Below are 14,546 nucleotides of genomic sequence, written 5' to 3'. Positions count from 1 at the left end.
CTGAGGACAGCTGCTCTACATTGTGGCACCCGCCAAGTCGTATACTTGTAAAGCTGGTCCTTTGGTCGGAAGAAACTTTGGTTAGAGGGTGCTGAGCAGCTGAGGACAGCTGCTCTACGCCTCAATGAAAACTGCGTTTTTTCACAACACCGCCGCTAACTTCGTGCACGGGTGAGATGACGATGAAGGCCGTGGCGTCTACGGCATCGACTAGCGATTGCAGCTTGGTCAGTTCCAGGCGAGTTACAACACAGTACAGTACTTCCTGTTCTGCTTCGCTGTAACCACCGACGCTTTTCAGAATCGTAACGCCTCGACCAAGCTGATCGATAATGGCTGTGCGAACTGCCGCATTCTGGCTGGAGAAAATCATAACACCGTTGTACGCTTCGATACCGTGCAGCAAGAAGTCGATGGTCTTGAAAGCCGCAAAGTACGTTAACACCGAGTAGAGCGCCGGCTCAGGTCCAATGAAGACGCCAGCGATCACGAAGATCACCACATTCAGCACGAGTATTAGCTCGCCCACAGTCGCAGCCGTACGCTTACTCAAGACCAAAGCCAAAATTTCTGTGCCGTCGAGCACTCCGCCGGCTCGGATGGCCAGCCCGACTCCCGCACCGGCGAAAATGCCTCCGAAGATCGAGCCCAAAAACTTGTCTTCAGTCACCGGTGTGAAAGGAATCACGAGCAACCAGAAAGATAGCACCATAATCGATACGGCGCTCTTAATTGAGAACTCCAAGCCGATATGCCGATAACCCAACACGACAAAGGGCAAGTTGACCACGGTGATCCAGAATGCCAGCGGCAAACCCACGAACTTGGCGAGCAACATGCAGATACCAGTCACACCGCCATCAATGAAGTGATTGGGCAACAGAAATCCTACGATTCCCCAATCAGCGACCAGCGTTCCCAGCAAGAGCAAAGCGAAATTCAACCAACGCTGCATCGTTCAACTTCCCTGCGAAACGATCAAGTGTATAGTCTCCTTTCGCTCTGCGAAAGGCAAGCTCCTCATGCACCGCATTGCGGCTACTAGCGCGACACTTGAAACCTCAGGTAAGGCGCTTACGGCTCAGATCAGCGTTGATTTGGCTCTGGCGAAATTTCCCCACCTGCGCGCGTCAGAAGGGCCGTCAGTTCCTCAGCAGCTAAATCGGCCGGAAAATTCGTAACCGAACCATCGGCAATGCCGAAAGTGAACTTGCCGCCCTCCACGCGCAACAGCTCCGGGTTTTCCAGCGGGTTAAAGTCTTCAGGTTTGGTCCACGGCACGGCTGCTTCGTCGGTCGACAAAGCCATCAACACGGTATTGCTCGTGCCATCGGTAATCATGGCCAGCCTGGTCGGTTTGCCAACTTCACCAATTAGCCCGGGGCCTACCGGCATTTGAAAGACTGTGTATCCTGGCGGCACTTGGGCTTTGGGATGCATATAGATGGCTGGCATCCTTTCGAGCAACTTGATGTTATGCTCGCTGTCCCAAGGTTCATCCAACTTAAATTCGTTGTACAGCTCTGCCTGCTCGATAAAAGGCAGGATCATCACGCGCCAACTAAGCTGCTTGCGCTTCTGGGCACCGGTATCGCCGGCGACAGGAAAGGTTTTGTAAGCCGAGTGGTAGTTGTGAAAGGCGAGTCCGATTTCCTTCAAGCTTTGTATCGCTCCACCGCCCGCAGCGCCAAATCCCATGCCACCCATACTGTCCAGCATCATGCTGACATTCTGGAACGTAGTTATGCCGCGTGCCAAATTCAGAACCTCGTTATCAATCAGCAAAGTCACCCGTGGGCCTTTGCGTTTAGGGGTCAACATTTGCTTGACTTCGCCTTTAATGCGATCCAAGTATTGAGCCTGAGCCATGGCCACCGAGTCTTCGGGATCTTGACGCAACTGAGCTGCGAACATGTCGACTTGACCAAGTGCAATCGCGACGAGACGATTCCAACTGTCTTCGACCTCTTGGGCATCGGCATCGTTGGCGGTCTCGAAAACTACAGGAATGTTAACGTTCATATCGACTTGGGTGCGCACTGCGACCAAGGTGATCTTGCTCAGCAGCACCTTCACATCGGGCTGAATTTGCGGCGGGATATTATCGATGTCCCTCAGTACTTGCCGCTCTAAAGTTTTAGGCATAATCACGGCCACGATATGCCCCGCCTGGCTCAACCGTCCAAGTTGCTGAGCGACTCCACCCGCGCCAGGCTTAGTGGTCAAGGTAGCTTCGACCGCAGGTGCACTGCCCACAATCACTTGACGCGGATTGACGAACGAGAGCGCAACGTCAGGCTCAGGTAAAAATGGATAGACCTTTTTTCCCCCGACTGTGGTCGCACCTTCAAGGTCCAACAGTTCGGCTTTAAGTTTTTCTGGACCAGAGGCCTCCGTCAGGTTAATCACGGCCACGAATTCTTCTCGCGGTGGAGGCATCATGTAGACGTCGATCTTTTCGACCTTCGACAGTGGGATTCCCAGCGCATCGACACCTGCTGCATCCATGATCTCCCACGGAAACAGGCTTAAAGTCGGTTCTTTGCGCATCTGCTGGAGGTTGACGGTCATCCCACCCAGCGCTCCGGCCGGTGCGGGCGACGAAGTCTTGGCTGCGTCGGGGGCTTGGGCGAAGACTAAAGGACTGGCGGACAACAACAAGAGTATCGAATACAAACACGATCTGGTTGACATAGTTAAACCTGGCATGAAATGAGCGGAGAGTAGTTGTACTGAAACGAGAACAGAGTGACGCTTGGTAAGTCACCAAGGTCAAGGCAAATTGACGACCTCGCCAGCACTTCTGGTTAGCATCGCTTTCAGTACCGCCGCCGCTGTTTGTTGATCGATCGATTGAACCGAACCATCCATCATGCCAAACTGGATATTGCCATTCTTGGTTCTCAATACTTCAGGATTATCAAAGGCGTTGATGTCACCGGGCTTGGTCCAAGGTGTAGCTGCCTCGTCAGTGGTTTCCACAATCGCAATCGTATTGGAAAGCCCGTCCGTAAAGTCGCGAAATCCAAGTCGCATGCCAGCTTCTGCAGCCAGTCCTTGTCCGGTGGGCATTTGGTAAACGGTATGGCCAGGTTTGGTCTTGGATTCTGGATGCAGGAAGACGGCCGGCATTTCATCCAGCAGCTCGATGTTGTGCGGGCTGTCCCATGGTTCGTCCAAATGGAATTTGTTGTAAAGTTCCGCTTGCTCGATATAAGGCAGTATCTTCACTCGCCAGCTCAAATTGACGGGAGCTTCGTCTTGACCCTGTTCCTTTTGGTCCGTATCGGCAGGCATGCGTTTATAGGCCGATTCGTAGTTGTGAATCGAAAGCAGTAGCTGCTTTAGGTTGTTAGCTGACTGCATGCGTCGGGCTGCGGTTCGAGCCGACTGGACCGCCGGCAACAGTAAACCGACGACGATACCGCCTTGGGCAGCCGTAAGTTGATTCACATCCAGCTTGAGGAGCAACCGATTACCATTGACCGTAAAAGCCGCATTCTTTTCAATCTCAGGACCAATACGCCGCATGTACTGAACAAAGGCTTTGGGCAACTCTTCTTCGGCATCTACTGCAGCCTCTTGCATGGAGCTTACCATCAGTTGATTACCTGTTTTGATCAACCGTGCGACCGCATCTTTCACTTCACCGGCATCGGCTGGTGAAGCAGCTTCGAGCAACACGGCCGTTACTGGCTTGGCGCCCAGCTGAACTCGCAACGCCAACATGTCGACTTTGTTGGCGAGCAACTGGATGTCGCTGGCCAAGCCTGGGATCTGCTGCAACTGCGGCGCATCAGCTGCGCTGACCAGCAGATCTCGCAGCGGCTTAAGCGCGACGACGGCCGAGATCACACTCGGTTCACCCAGCCCCGCTACCAACTTGCGCAGTTCACCCTCGGTTGGTTTCGAGCGGGCAGCCCGCACGACCCAGTTCGATGTGCCAATCAACACCTGGCGTGAACTCTTAGTGTGAGCGATCAAGTTGCCTTGCGGGTCCAACTTGTACGCGTTGTCGATCTTGATGACCGCCTTGTCCAATTTCTCGAACTTCTCGAGCGTCTCGGCGGGGACATCTTGACCGAGCGTCACCAGCCCGCCGTATTGCAATCCAGCTGGACCAGGCATACCGAACAACACGTCAATGCGTTCAATCTGCAGTGGATCGATACCGAAATATTTTATACCTGCCGCACTGAAAACTTCGGTGGGCATATATTTCATCGATTGATCTTGCATGAGCAACTTGGGTTGCCAAGTCACTATACCTATCGAATCGGGCGCGATAAGTTTCAGAACTTCTTGAGTGGCCGGCGATGGCTGCTGGGCCGACATAGGCAACGCCAGGCACGTAGCCAACAATAAACCGAGAGCGTGGGTTAAGGCGCGCATGAAGAGTATGATCTCCTGAGGGAAGGGAATCGTGGCGACCAGTAGTATAACTATTTGGAAAGCACAAACAATTTTGGCCGCGTAGATTTTAGGTTTGTCCGCTGACCCGATAGCCAAATTTGCCAGGGGCGAACAGCTCGGGCAGAAACGCCGTCCCCAGCCCTGGGTCGGTCGGGGGTAGCAAATACCCGCTATCGATCACCGGCTGACGATCGATTAGACGCTCGTAGAAGGTCCGAATATGAGCGCGAACGGTTTCCTGCAGGACGACGTTGGTGGATGCCACCGCACAATGCAGACCGGCGTATAGTGTCATAGGACCTGTGCAATCATGCATAGTGGCCGGCACATTGTGGGCTTGAGCCAAATCGATAATCCGCCGCGTTTCGCTAATGCCACCCGCCCACGTTGGATCAATCATCGCATAGTCGGCCGCGCCGGCTCGCAACAGCGCTAAATAGCTCGAGCGACCAAGCAGCATCTCGGTGGCGGCAATCGGTAAGCGCGATTGGCGGCGGAAGTCCGCCAGGGTTTCCACGTTATCGACGCGCAGGACGTCTTCCAGCCAAAACGGTCGAATCTCGCGCAGAGCTTCGGCCAAGCGCAAGGCCGATGGCAATTGAAAGAAGCCGTGGCCCTCGATCATAATTTCGATCGCATCGCCCACACGCTCTCGAATCTCGCGCAGCGGTTTCATGCCGGCTTCGATATCTGCAGTGGAAATATACAGGCCGCCTTTTTGATGCACGAAGCGATCAAATGGCCAAACCTTCATACCCATGATACCTTCGCTGACCAACTCTTCCGCTAAATCGCCGGCAGCATGAAAGGCTGACCAGTTATCCTGCAACTTGCCTGGCACACCTTCATCACCGTAACCCGGCCAGCCCGGATGCGTAGTCGCCCGCGCAGCGGGTTGCACGGTTCCATAACCCGGTCCACCGCAGGTGTTGTAAATCCGCACACGCGGCTGAGCCATGCCGCCCAGTAGCTTCCAAATCGGCTGACCACAAACCTGCCCCAGAATATCCCACAGCGCCACATCGACCGCTGACAACGCGCGCAGTTCCGCTCCAGGAAAACCAAACGCCGTACAGCGCTCATACAGAAATCGCCAATGCGATTCGATGTTGGTGGCTTCGGTGCCCACCAATCGTTCTGCCATCCAGTCATGAATGAGCGCCTCGATGGCCGTCGGCGTGTAATAAGTCTCGCCACATCCCACTTGACCGTCATCGGTATGCACGCGCACCAACAACAAGTTTCGCATGATCGTGTCAGGAATACAGGTCTCAATCGCAACAACGCGCGGCATCGTCTGGGGCACTTTCAGAGTTGGGGATCAGGTGGGACATAGGCATGACGCCTATCGTGGGCTAATCATTCTAAGATGCCGATCGACCACACGGGAGGGCCACCTTGGAGTGCTGCGGCGCAGCCGTAGCTTTGATGTGATAACCAACTGTACCGCAGCCCGCGCGAACCAGGTGATCCAGGCGTTCAGAGTAACTCAGGCTGCGGCTGGAGACTGTACTTACATCAAAGCGGTGCCAAATGGCACCGCACTCCAAAGGTTGACTCCTTGGAGTGCTGCGGCGCAGCCGTAGCTTTGATGTAAGCGTGGACGGTACCGCAGCCCGCGCGAACCAGGTGATCCAGGCGTTCAGAGTGACTCAGGCTGCGGCTGGAGAATTTACTTACATCAAAGCGGTGCCACATGGCACCGCACTCCAGAGTCAGAAGGGGAAACGCTAAAGGGCGTCCGCAAAGTAACCTCGTCGTTCCCCGCTAACCGACCGCGCCCGAAATGAGCCGGTTAGCACTGATCGAGGTCGCCTCACGTAGCCCCTTAACGAATCGTTTCCCTCAAGGTGAATCGCTTTCGCATTCACGACTCGCATATAAAAACGTTTACTCGCTGAAAGGTCAATGTCGTCCAGCCTTCAATCAACATGTTTGGCGAATCTTCGCCAGCAAACCCCAAGAATCCAAGCGAATCTGCGCAAGACCGAAGTGGCAAAGTCGTCTTGCCGCCTTTACCCAATTTCACTAAAAGTCAAAGCCAACTTTCCACGTGTTGTGTGACCTGGCAGTGACTCTCCCGGCGTCCGGTTATACGAGCCAACTGTGACTATGAATCTTCGAGCCGTTCTACTGATTGCCCTAAGCTGCGCGCTTGGCTGCGCCAGCCCTACCTATCAGTACGGCCTCCCTAGACGAACAGGTCCCAAACCGTCGCTCGACAACGTCAATCCCATAACCATGGGCGGAGATCATCCCAAACTCGATCGCCTCGAACGCTTCGTGAACACTCCGATCGAGAAGATCAAGCAGTGGTTTCCCAAACGTCAACCGAACCAAGATCCACACCTACTGCGCCAGCAAGCAGTCTTCACTGCGCAAGAGTACTTGGTGCTGAACGAATTGACCGATGTACACATAGACGTGCGCGAATACGATCCCGCTACACAGTGGCAACGCTTAAAAGACAACCAGCGCATTCATCCGCTTTGGAAATATACCGGCGGGACCCTGGCGCATCTGAGTTACTCGTGGTTACCAGGACGAGTGTTCCACTACGACAGCTATAACCCTTACACCAACACGCTCTCGATCAACTCGACCAAGCAATCGATGGCGCTCTACGAAGCAGCAGAAGCCAAAAACTTTCGGGCACGCCAATATCCAGGCACTTATCTCGCTGCCTGCTACTTGCCGGTCGTGCCACTGGTGAAAGATGTGTATGTGGCCAACGACGTACTCAGCTACGCACGCGTGCGTCAAGAATGGGAACTCGAACAACAACTAACGCCAAGCATCTATGCGTCGTTTGGTGCCGACCTGGTATCGCAAGCGACTTCGTTAGTTCCCGGCGCTGCTTACATGCCTTTCTACTACAAGCCGTTACTCTCACTTGCTGGCCGCGTCTCAGGAGCAGCAACAGGCAAAGCTGTTATTAAAGAACGCGAAATGCAACAGAAGTTACTGGAGAGCCTGCGAAAGTAAACGCGATGAGGCAGCTACGAGCGTTTCACTTTGTTGGCCCGATCGCTGGGTGTTCCCTGCAGCGATTCAGCGGTCTCGCTGAGCATGAACACTTCAACTCGCGCATTGCGCATCATGTCACCTTCTTTAGGTTCCAAGGTCAACGGCTCGTGGGCTCCAGCCAGGCTAATGCGCAATCGCGATTCTTCGATTCCCAAGTCGGCGAGCTCGTTCATGACGCGCATAGCGCGTCGATACGACAAGTTGTATAGCTGCTCGACGGACTTGGCCTCGTTTCCTGACTGCGGGGCGATATGGCTGCGGATATCGATTTTGTGCGGCAATCCGGTTAGGTTCGGAATGAGATTCTTGAGCGCTTCTTCGGCATCAGGCACGAGATCATCCGAGCCTTCCTCGAAGTAGATGATCGATCCGGCCGTGGTACGTTCGGGAGCGCGCACAATTACTAGCTTGGGCGTCTTGCGATCAGGCGCTTCGGGATCGTCGTGCGGAATCGATCGTGGATTGCTGCCCAAGTGTTTTTTCTTGGGATCGGTATCGCCCGATCGTTTATCGGTGACCGATGGATCGCGCGAGCGATTGGTGTTCAATCGCGAGCGAGCGAACGGATCGTTGAAGTAGTCCTCAATGGCCTGCTTGGTTTCAGGTTTTTGGCTGGTCAGCCACATCACCATGAAAAACGCCATCATGGCGGTTACGAAGTCGGCGTAAGCCACTTTCCATGCACCACCGCCACCTGCCATTTATTCAGTCCCCATCCAGCTTGAAAACGAACCGCGTTAGTCGTTATACGAATCGACTTCTTTGAGCATCGCCTCTAGTTCTTCTGCACTGGGCCGTACATCCCCTGACAGGCCGCGACGCGCCGCTTCCACTGCGATCTTGGGTGGCATGTTGTTCATAAAACATGTAATCGAACTGGCGATCGTCCGCATAAAGGCCGATTCAGCGTGACCAGCAAAGTCGAGCTTGACCACCAAGGGAGCGATGAAACCGTACGAAGCCAAAATTCCGAGGAACGTTCCTACCAGAGCGGCACCCACGGAGTGACCAATCTCTTCCACCGGGCCACCAATGTGACCCATCGTCACCACGATACCCAACACAGCGGCCACAATCCCGAATCCTGGCAGACCGTCGGCCGTTTTCGACAGCACGTCGACCGGTTCATGGTGCTCGTGCTCCATGGCCGTGATTTCAGCATTCAGGAGCATCTCGAGTTGAGCACCATCGACACTGCCGTCAAGCATGGGGCCCAAGGCGCCTGCAATGAAGGCAGTAGCATGGTGGTTGTTGTAGATCTTGGGATAGCGTTTGAAGATGGCGCTCTCATGCGGATTGGCTACGTGAGGTTCCAAGGCCAGCAGTCCGTCGCGTCGCGCTTTACGGAAAAGCTGGTACATGAGCTTGAACAGTTCGTCGTAGGTTGCCCTGCCAAAGGGATTCCCTTTGAGGGTGCCGATCAAACCGGCTACCAGTCGCTTCAACACCGGCATAGGGGACATAACGATCAGTGCGCCAAGCGAAGCGCCGCCGATAGTTACAATTTCCGAAGGGTGAACGAGGGCACCCACGTGTCCGCCGGCCATTGTAAAGCCACCGAGCACCGCGCCGACTACCACTAACAATCCAACAATCGTAACCATATAGAGACTCCCCACCTAACTATGCACCGCATTTCGTGCACATCGACTCGATCGAGTCCTGGAAGACCATTTTTAGTTAGTTAGACTCAGCCCAGGGTTCAATCAGGCCCGACATGCACAGCGTGACTAAAGTGGCAATGATGCGGTACTACAATCCTCATCCACAATAAAAAGTGCGAAATTGACTAAAGTCGAGCCCGTCAATCAAAATGAAGGTCCACCACGCACAGTCCGCCGGAGATTCTGGCTGGTCGCTGTCATCCTGCTTGTCTGGGTAGGATTGATCTTTGGCACTTCATGCACGGTGATTCGCCCACAAGAATTTTTCGCCATCATTTCCAGAGTGACCGGCGCGAGCCAGCAGTCCATGCTGCGGTTTCAAGTCTTCTGGGGCATATCGTGGTTCGCCATCGTCAAGAGCTGGCACTTTACCGAGTACATCATCCTGATGCTGCTGACGACCAAAGTCGTGCATCGCCTGCGCCGCCGATTGGATCAAACCACCATCTTAATCGCCATGGTCTTCTGTCTACTGTTTGCCGCTTCCGACGAATGGCATCAGACCTTCGTTCCTGATCGCTTTGGCACAGTGCAGGACGTCATGATTGACGGACTGGGTGTCTGCCTGACAGCTGCGTGGTTGATTCAACGCACGAAGCGTGCTGAGGTCGCAAACCGCCGCGACTGACATTCAGGAGAAAATCTGACGTTGATTGCGCATCGGTGATGGTGATATAGTCGACCGCAAGGTTGCCACCCACATCTCAATCAACCCTTGACGACGCTGCGACCAGGTACAGATGTGGGACAGTCATTTAACGGAGACAAACCCAGATGTCCGCGCATTGGGTAATTGACTGGAAGAAGATTGAATCGATCGAAGACATCAAGATTCTGTTGAGCTGTTGCGATCTGCATCCGCGACCTCAACATCCCGACTTCGAAACCCTCCGTCCACTCTGCAAGCTTATCGATGACGACGGCCGCGAAGTAAAAGAAGTCCAGGCCGAGTCCGTGCCTTAGATGCCACACGTAGCCGAGTCTCTCAGAGACTCGTATTCGACTCCACCACCACACGCCCCATTGGACAAGTCAGCGTCGCGGAGAGACGCTGCTACGTGCGAACGCAGCTAGAATTGGATGTGCTTATTTCTTACGCTGCGAGCGGTACCAGACCAAACCCGGCAAGGCTAACCACAGCAGACCTTTGGCCGTAAAAAAGCCCACAGTGGCGATGCTCACCCACGCAGCGTTACCCCAAATTGACTCAAGCATCTTTACTCCTTTGCCAGTATATGACATAGACTCCGTGGGCATTATATCAACTTGCCCGATTCCGTAGGAGTCATGATCGGTTCGTGGGAGAAGCTTAATAGAGTAAAGCCCGCCCCCAAGTCGAAACACGCCAATCAGTCCAAACCGTTCATGGTTCCTTTGGAGTGCTGCGGCGCAGCCGTAGCTTTGATGTAAGTGTTGACTGTCCCGCAGCCTGCATGAACTAAGCGACTCCAAACTTCCAGAGCGACTCCTTGGAGTGCTGCGGCGCAGCCGTAGCTTTGATGTAAGCGTTGACTGTCCCGCAGCCTGCACGAACCAGGCGACTCCAAACTTCCAGAGCGACTCCTTGGAGTGCTGCGGCGCAGCCGTAGCTTTGATGTAAGTGTGGACTGTCCCGCAGCCTGCACGAACCAGGCGACTCCAAACTTCCAGAGCGACTCAGGCTGCGGCTAACGACTTCGCTTACATCAAAGCGGTGCCAGATGTCACCGCACTCCAAAGCCGCTCAATTCTTTGACTTTTCCAACGATCACTTCTTCGATCTCGGGGGCCCAGTGGCAGGGCAGTCCGTAGTAGAGCATGGCGCCGCCGCCTTCGTATCCGCCTTCAGTCAATACTCGGCGGCTGGGGATGTAGGCCATCACATCGTGAGCGTAACCAGCTACCCACACGCCTGCACCTAATTCCGCTTTGAGACGAATGGCATAGTCGACCACAACTTCGCCACCCAAGCCAATGAACTTAATCTGGTCTCCGATTTGCCAACAGCTAATGGGATACGGATAGCTTGGGCTCAGCGGTTGTCCAGTTGCGATTTGTGCTAACAGTTGCTTGGCTCGCACAGCTTCATACTTGTTGGTTGAATTCTGCTGCTTCTCAAGTTCTTCAGGGGTAGGCAAAGTAGCCAATGGCGCGGCGACTTCGGCGTAACGGCACAGTAGCTTTGAAGCCACTGGCTCCATCTTGGTGGTCATCAGCACACGCTCCACGGCAACACCCAGCCGTTCACCGTAGTGCTGTGCCAGTTGAGGAGTTCGTCGCGGCAGCGGGTTCTGGTCGGCGCCGCATCCTGCCCAGAACAACGCGATGGCGCCGGGATGTTTGGCTTCGAGATAACTCTGCGCGTAACCTGGATAGTCGGCGCTCCAGACGTAATCGGATAACACGGTCGCGTGACACGCGTAACCGAATAAAACGGCGATCAACCGTCCATCGGCCGATCTGGCTGCCAGCACTGGCACGTCATGATCAGTGGGCCCCAGCAGTTTAGCGGCGGCTCGCAGTGCCGGTACTTCCGCTTCCGCATTGGCGCGGCGATTGGTGGCAAAGTCAGTTGTGCTACTACCCCAGCTCAGCTCGCACTCTTGTGACGATTGCTGTGCATCGCGAGCAACGCTGACACAATGTTCGAGCAGTTGTTTCTCGTAAGCATCCATCTGCTTTTGAAAATTGGGGGCAACTTGCAAGTAATGCAAGGTGGCCAGGTTCTGACCAACCACCGGTCCGCTATGAGTGTGCGAAGTCGCGATCAGGACGTTTTCCGGCTTAACACCTACTTGGTTACCGATTGCGTCGCGAACTTGCTGAGACAACGTGCGTCCGATGCCTACCAAGTCCAACGTCAACACCAAGGCAGAATCGCCTGAAGCCGGTTTCAGCCACAGTGCTTTGGCATAAAGTTCGGATAGTTTGCCACTGGACGGTGCATTGCGACTGCCGTAGCCTGCCATCCACATCGGTTCGGTGGGCGTGATGATGCGCGCCGCAGCGCCCACTTGCCAGGCCTCGGCTGCATAGACTGTGGTGTGTGCCAGTCCAGCCAGCCAGAGGCAGACCAACAGTGCTGTGACGAGACGGCGCGAGCCAATCATAACGGTGAGGCGACTCATAGGTGGGTTCCTAAGGCAGGCTGTGATCGCTAACTTGGTAGGCTTGCGCGTCGACCGCTTGGGTTCGGCGACGCCTTTGACTCCGATAGGTATAGCATGAGTTCCACCGTTCTGCTGGTAGTGATCTTTGGATATTTTGGACTATTGTTGGCCATTGCATGGTACACATCACGTGGCGCTGGCGAACACGCTTTCTACAGCGGCGAACGCAAAAGTCTCTGGTGGGTCGTCGCTTTCGGTATGGTCGGGACGTCCCTGAGTGGGGTCACCTTTGTCAGCGTGCCGGGCAAGGTGCAAGCCGATCACTGGAACTATCTGCAGATGATATTCGGCTTTGTCATCGGCTACTGGATTATCGCCGGCGTGCTCTTGCCGCTCTATTATCGACTTGAGCTGACCAGCATCTATGGCTACCTGCGTCAGCGCATGGGACCAGTCAGTTATCGCACCGGCAGCGCAGTATTCATTATTAGCCGACTGCTAGGCGCGACTGCTCGCATCTATGTGGTGCTGTATGTGATCCACCGGTTTGTGCTGCAAGATATGGGCGTACCGTTTTGGGTCAGTAGCGGGATCGTGATGCTGCTGATCTTCTTGTATACCCTCCAGGGTGGCGTGAAAACGATCGTCTGGACCGATACCCTGCAGACACTGTTCATGTTAGCCGCCGTCGTGGGTACCATCCTCTACATTGTCAACGATCCCTCCATGGTAGGCTGGCCGGAGAAGCTGCGGCAAAGCGAGATGCTGACCGTGTTCAATTGGGACTACAAGCATAGATTCTTTTTCTTCAAACAAATTCTCAGCGGGATCTTTGTCACGATTGTGATGACCGGTCTCGATCAGGAGATGATGCAAAAGAACCTCAGCGTGCGCACACTCTCAGACGCTCAGAAGAACATGCGTGTATTCAGCGTGATTATCGTGCTGACGAATCTACTGTTCTTGTTCTTGGGAGCTTTGCTGTATTTGAAAGTGGCTCAACTTGGCATTAGCTTGCCGGCCAAGAGTGATGACTTGTTTCCTACGCTGGCTCTCATGCACTTTCCACCGGTACTCGGCCTACTGTTCATCATCGGCTTGATCAGCGCCCTGTTCCCCAGCGCCGATGGCGCCTTGACGGCCCTGACGGCTAGCACCTGTATTGATCTGTTAGGCATTCGCGAGCGGCAGTGGAACGAGGCAACGCAAGCCCGCATCCGCAAGTACATCCATGCTGGTATCGCCGTGGTCTTCTGGTTGATCGTGCTCTTCTTTTACTGGTTGCAGCGCGACGCGATTATCGATGTGATCTACGACCTGGCCGCGATTACCTATGGGCCGCTGCTGGGTCTGTTTTCCTTCGGTATCTTCACGCGTCGCCAAACGCGCGAAGGCTGGGTGCCGCTAGTGTGCATCGTCGCCGCTGCCGGATCGTTCCTGCTACGCGCCAACAGCCAGCAGCTGTTCAGCGGCTATGCTATCGGCTTTGAAACATTGATTATCAACGGAGCCCTAACCTTCGCTGGCCTCTGGCTCACATCACGACCAGCCACACGGTAGCGGAACGCGTCAAGCGTTTCGTTGCATCATCAATACCCAAATCCTCGAAAGCCTTGACGGCTTCCGCTACAGCCTAAAATCAGGCACATTTCTTGTAGAGGTGGCTGTTGCCTTGTTTGCCGATCGGTTCAATGGCTTGGCACTGTCGCAAGCAGTAAGCGACTTTCTGGGCGAACCAACGCGGACGATTGATTTGCACGGCCAGCTCAGCGGTATCGAACGACCTGGACAATTTCAGTTTAGGTAACAACCGCCACAGGTCCTTGGCTTTGCGCAACTCCATCCGCTCCCCGATGCCCAGCAGCGTTTGTTCCAGGCTCGTATAGTTCTTGCGGCGAAAGCGATGTTTGGTCTTCGGGATACGCTGCTCCTCCAAGTCGATCAAGATGACTTCGAGCGTCAGGCGGGGATGCGGAAAGAGTTTGGTGAAGTGCACCAACTCCAGAAAGATATCGCTCAATTGTCCGCGCTTGGGACTTAAACGTTTGCGAATAACCTCTTCGGTTTGGGGATCGCGCATCACGATCCACTTCTTGGCCACAATCGGTTTCACGATGCGCAGACGTGGTTCATTCGCATGATCCAACAGCGTTCGCACTTTCGACTTGAGAGCTCCCAGCCCAGCGTGCTGTATCTCGATCAAATGCCCGCGACGGTCGATTGCATCGATCCGGTAGCCATCGTAAGAGACCTCGGTTTGGAGAACGCTTGCCGCGTAAGCCAGCTTCAGTTGTCGATGCACCGAGGTTTCCATACCTCCATCTCCCGATTTTTGAGTAGGCGCTTCTGCGGC

General features: G+C 54.6%; 13 protein-coding genes. 4 read left to right on the top strand and 9 right to left on the bottom strand.

All coding sequences use genetic code 11. The annotated features are described in order from the left end of the window. Positions 1–121: 121 nt before the first annotated feature. The 4 genes from SH573x_RS13475 to SH573x_RS13460 form a co-directional block, all read right to left on the bottom strand. The gene (locus SH573x_RS13475) at positions 122–955 is read right to left on the bottom strand and encodes a YitT family protein (protein ID WP_479355819.1); all 834 of its coding nucleotides are present in this window, start codon (positions 953–955) and stop codon (positions 122–124) included. A 131-nt stretch (positions 956–1,086) separates the two neighbouring features. Further along, positions 1,087–2,694 carry a DUF1559 family PulG-like putative transporter gene (locus tag SH573x_RS13470; protein ID WP_479355818.1) on the bottom strand — a complete coding sequence of 536 codons (1,608 nt, stop codon included), beginning with the start codon at positions 2,692–2,694 and terminating at the stop codon, positions 1,087–1,089. Between the two features lie 78 nt (positions 2,695–2,772). Continuing rightward, positions 2,773–4,392, bottom strand: a complete 1,620-nt coding sequence (locus SH573x_RS13465; RefSeq protein WP_479355816.1) for a DUF1559 domain-containing protein — start codon at positions 4,390–4,392, stop codon at positions 2,773–2,775. An 88-nt stretch (positions 4,393–4,480) separates the two neighbouring features. After that, the gene (locus SH573x_RS13460) at positions 4,481–5,707 is read right to left on the bottom strand and encodes a mandelate racemase/muconate lactonizing enzyme family protein (RefSeq protein WP_479355814.1); all 1,227 of its coding nucleotides are present in this window, start codon (positions 5,705–5,707) and stop codon (positions 4,481–4,483) included. An 818-nt stretch (positions 5,708–6,525) separates the two neighbouring features. Between SH573x_RS13460 and SH573x_RS13455 the strand changes: the two genes are divergently transcribed. Further along, the gene (locus tag SH573x_RS13455; protein WP_479355812.1) at positions 6,526–7,398 is read left to right on the top strand and encodes a hypothetical protein; all 873 of its coding nucleotides are present in this window, start codon (positions 6,526–6,528) and stop codon (positions 7,396–7,398) included. Between the two features lie 14 nt (positions 7,399–7,412). Here SH573x_RS13455 and SH573x_RS13450 read toward each other — a convergent pair whose 3' ends face one another. Then, on the bottom strand, positions 7,413–8,141 hold the full coding sequence (locus SH573x_RS13450) for an OmpA/MotB family protein (RefSeq protein WP_479355810.1): 729 nt from the start codon (positions 8,139–8,141) through the stop codon (positions 7,413–7,415). 36 nt (positions 8,142–8,177) lie between these two features. Next, on the bottom strand, positions 8,178–9,044 hold the full coding sequence (motA, locus tag SH573x_RS13445) for a flagellar motor stator protein MotA (RefSeq protein WP_479355809.1): 867 nt from the start codon (positions 9,042–9,044) through the stop codon (positions 8,178–8,180). A gap of 181 nt (positions 9,045–9,225) precedes the next feature. Here motA and SH573x_RS13440 point away from each other — a divergent pair, with 181 nt between their 5' ends. Further along, the gene (locus SH573x_RS13440; RefSeq protein WP_479355807.1) at positions 9,226–9,732 is read left to right on the top strand and encodes a VanZ family protein; all 507 of its coding nucleotides are present in this window, start codon (positions 9,226–9,228) and stop codon (positions 9,730–9,732) included. A gap of 146 nt (positions 9,733–9,878) precedes the next feature. Beyond that, positions 9,879–10,067: a hypothetical protein gene (locus SH573x_RS13435; RefSeq protein ID WP_479355805.1), complete on the top strand. Its 189-nt coding sequence runs from the start codon at positions 9,879–9,881 to the stop codon at positions 10,065–10,067. Between the two features lie 123 nt (positions 10,068–10,190). Here the strand turns inward: SH573x_RS13435 and SH573x_RS13430 are convergent, their stop codons facing one another. Both SH573x_RS13430 and SH573x_RS13425 read right to left on the bottom strand, forming a co-directional pair. Then, positions 10,191–10,319: a hypothetical protein gene (locus SH573x_RS13430; protein ID WP_479355803.1), complete on the bottom strand. Its 129-nt coding sequence runs from the start codon at positions 10,317–10,319 to the stop codon at positions 10,191–10,193. A gap of 488 nt (positions 10,320–10,807) precedes the next feature. Beyond that, positions 10,808–12,211 carry a neutral/alkaline non-lysosomal ceramidase N-terminal domain-containing protein gene (locus tag SH573x_RS13425; protein ID WP_479355801.1) on the bottom strand — a complete coding sequence of 468 codons (1,404 nt, stop codon included), beginning with the start codon at positions 12,209–12,211 and terminating at the stop codon, positions 10,808–10,810. Positions 12,212–12,307: 96 nt separating this feature from the next. Between SH573x_RS13425 and SH573x_RS13420 the strand changes: the two genes are divergently transcribed. Continuing rightward, positions 12,308–13,753 carry a sodium:solute symporter gene (locus SH573x_RS13420; protein WP_479355800.1) on the top strand — a complete coding sequence of 482 codons (1,446 nt, stop codon included), beginning with the start codon at positions 12,308–12,310 and terminating at the stop codon, positions 13,751–13,753. Positions 13,754–13,832: 79 nt separating this feature from the next. On the opposite strand, the gene SH573x_RS13415 is transcribed toward SH573x_RS13420, so the two are convergent. Further along, positions 13,833–14,507 carry a DUF8091 domain-containing protein gene (locus SH573x_RS13415; protein ID WP_479355798.1) on the bottom strand — a complete coding sequence of 225 codons (675 nt, stop codon included), beginning with the start codon at positions 14,505–14,507 and terminating at the stop codon, positions 13,833–13,835. Positions 14,508–14,546 lie beyond the last annotated feature (39 nt).

It is taken from the genome of Rania fehmarnensis (genome assembly GCF_056494185.1).
The sequence above is the reverse complement of the archived record's forward strand: the minus strand, read 5'-3'. Positions and strand labels throughout refer to the sequence as shown.

Excerpts from the sequence above, each read along its gene's own strand:
- SH573x_RS13420 (WP_479355800.1), top strand. The coding sequence starts at position 12,308 with ATGAGTTCCACCGTTCTGCTGGTAGTGATCTTTGGATATTTTGGACTA.
- SH573x_RS13475 (WP_479355819.1), bottom strand. The coding sequence starts at position 955 with ATGCAGCGTTGGTTGAATTTCGCTTTGCTCTTGCTGGGAACGCTGGTC.
- SH573x_RS13435 (WP_479355805.1), top strand. The coding sequence starts at position 9,879 with ATGTCCGCGCATTGGGTAATTGACTGGAAGAAGATTGAATCGATCGAA.
- SH573x_RS13415 (WP_479355798.1), bottom strand. The coding sequence starts at position 14,507 with ATGGAAACCTCGGTGCATCGACAACTGAAGCTGGCTTACGCGGCAAGC.
- SH573x_RS13450 (WP_479355810.1), bottom strand. The coding sequence starts at position 8,141 with ATGGCAGGTGGCGGTGGTGCATGGAAAGTGGCTTACGCCGACTTCGTA.
- SH573x_RS13455 (WP_479355812.1), top strand. The coding sequence starts at position 6,526 with ATGAATCTTCGAGCCGTTCTACTGATTGCCCTAAGCTGCGCGCTTGGC.
- motA (WP_479355809.1), bottom strand. The coding sequence starts at position 9,044 with ATGGTTACGATTGTTGGATTGTTAGTGGTAGTCGGCGCGGTGCTCGGT.
- SH573x_RS13430 (WP_479355803.1), bottom strand. The coding sequence starts at position 10,319 with ATGCTTGAGTCAATTTGGGGTAACGCTGCGTGGGTGAGCATCGCCACT.
- SH573x_RS13460 (WP_479355814.1), bottom strand. The coding sequence starts at position 5,707 with ATGCCGCGCGTTGTTGCGATTGAGACCTGTATTCCTGACACGATCATG.
- SH573x_RS13465 (WP_479355816.1), bottom strand. The coding sequence starts at position 4,392 with ATGCGCGCCTTAACCCACGCTCTCGGTTTATTGTTGGCTACGTGCCTG.
- SH573x_RS13425 (WP_479355801.1), bottom strand. The coding sequence starts at position 12,211 with ATGAGTCGCCTCACCGTTATGATTGGCTCGCGCCGTCTCGTCACAGCA.
- SH573x_RS13470 (WP_479355818.1), bottom strand. The coding sequence starts at position 2,694 with ATGTCAACCAGATCGTGTTTGTATTCGATACTCTTGTTGTTGTCCGCC.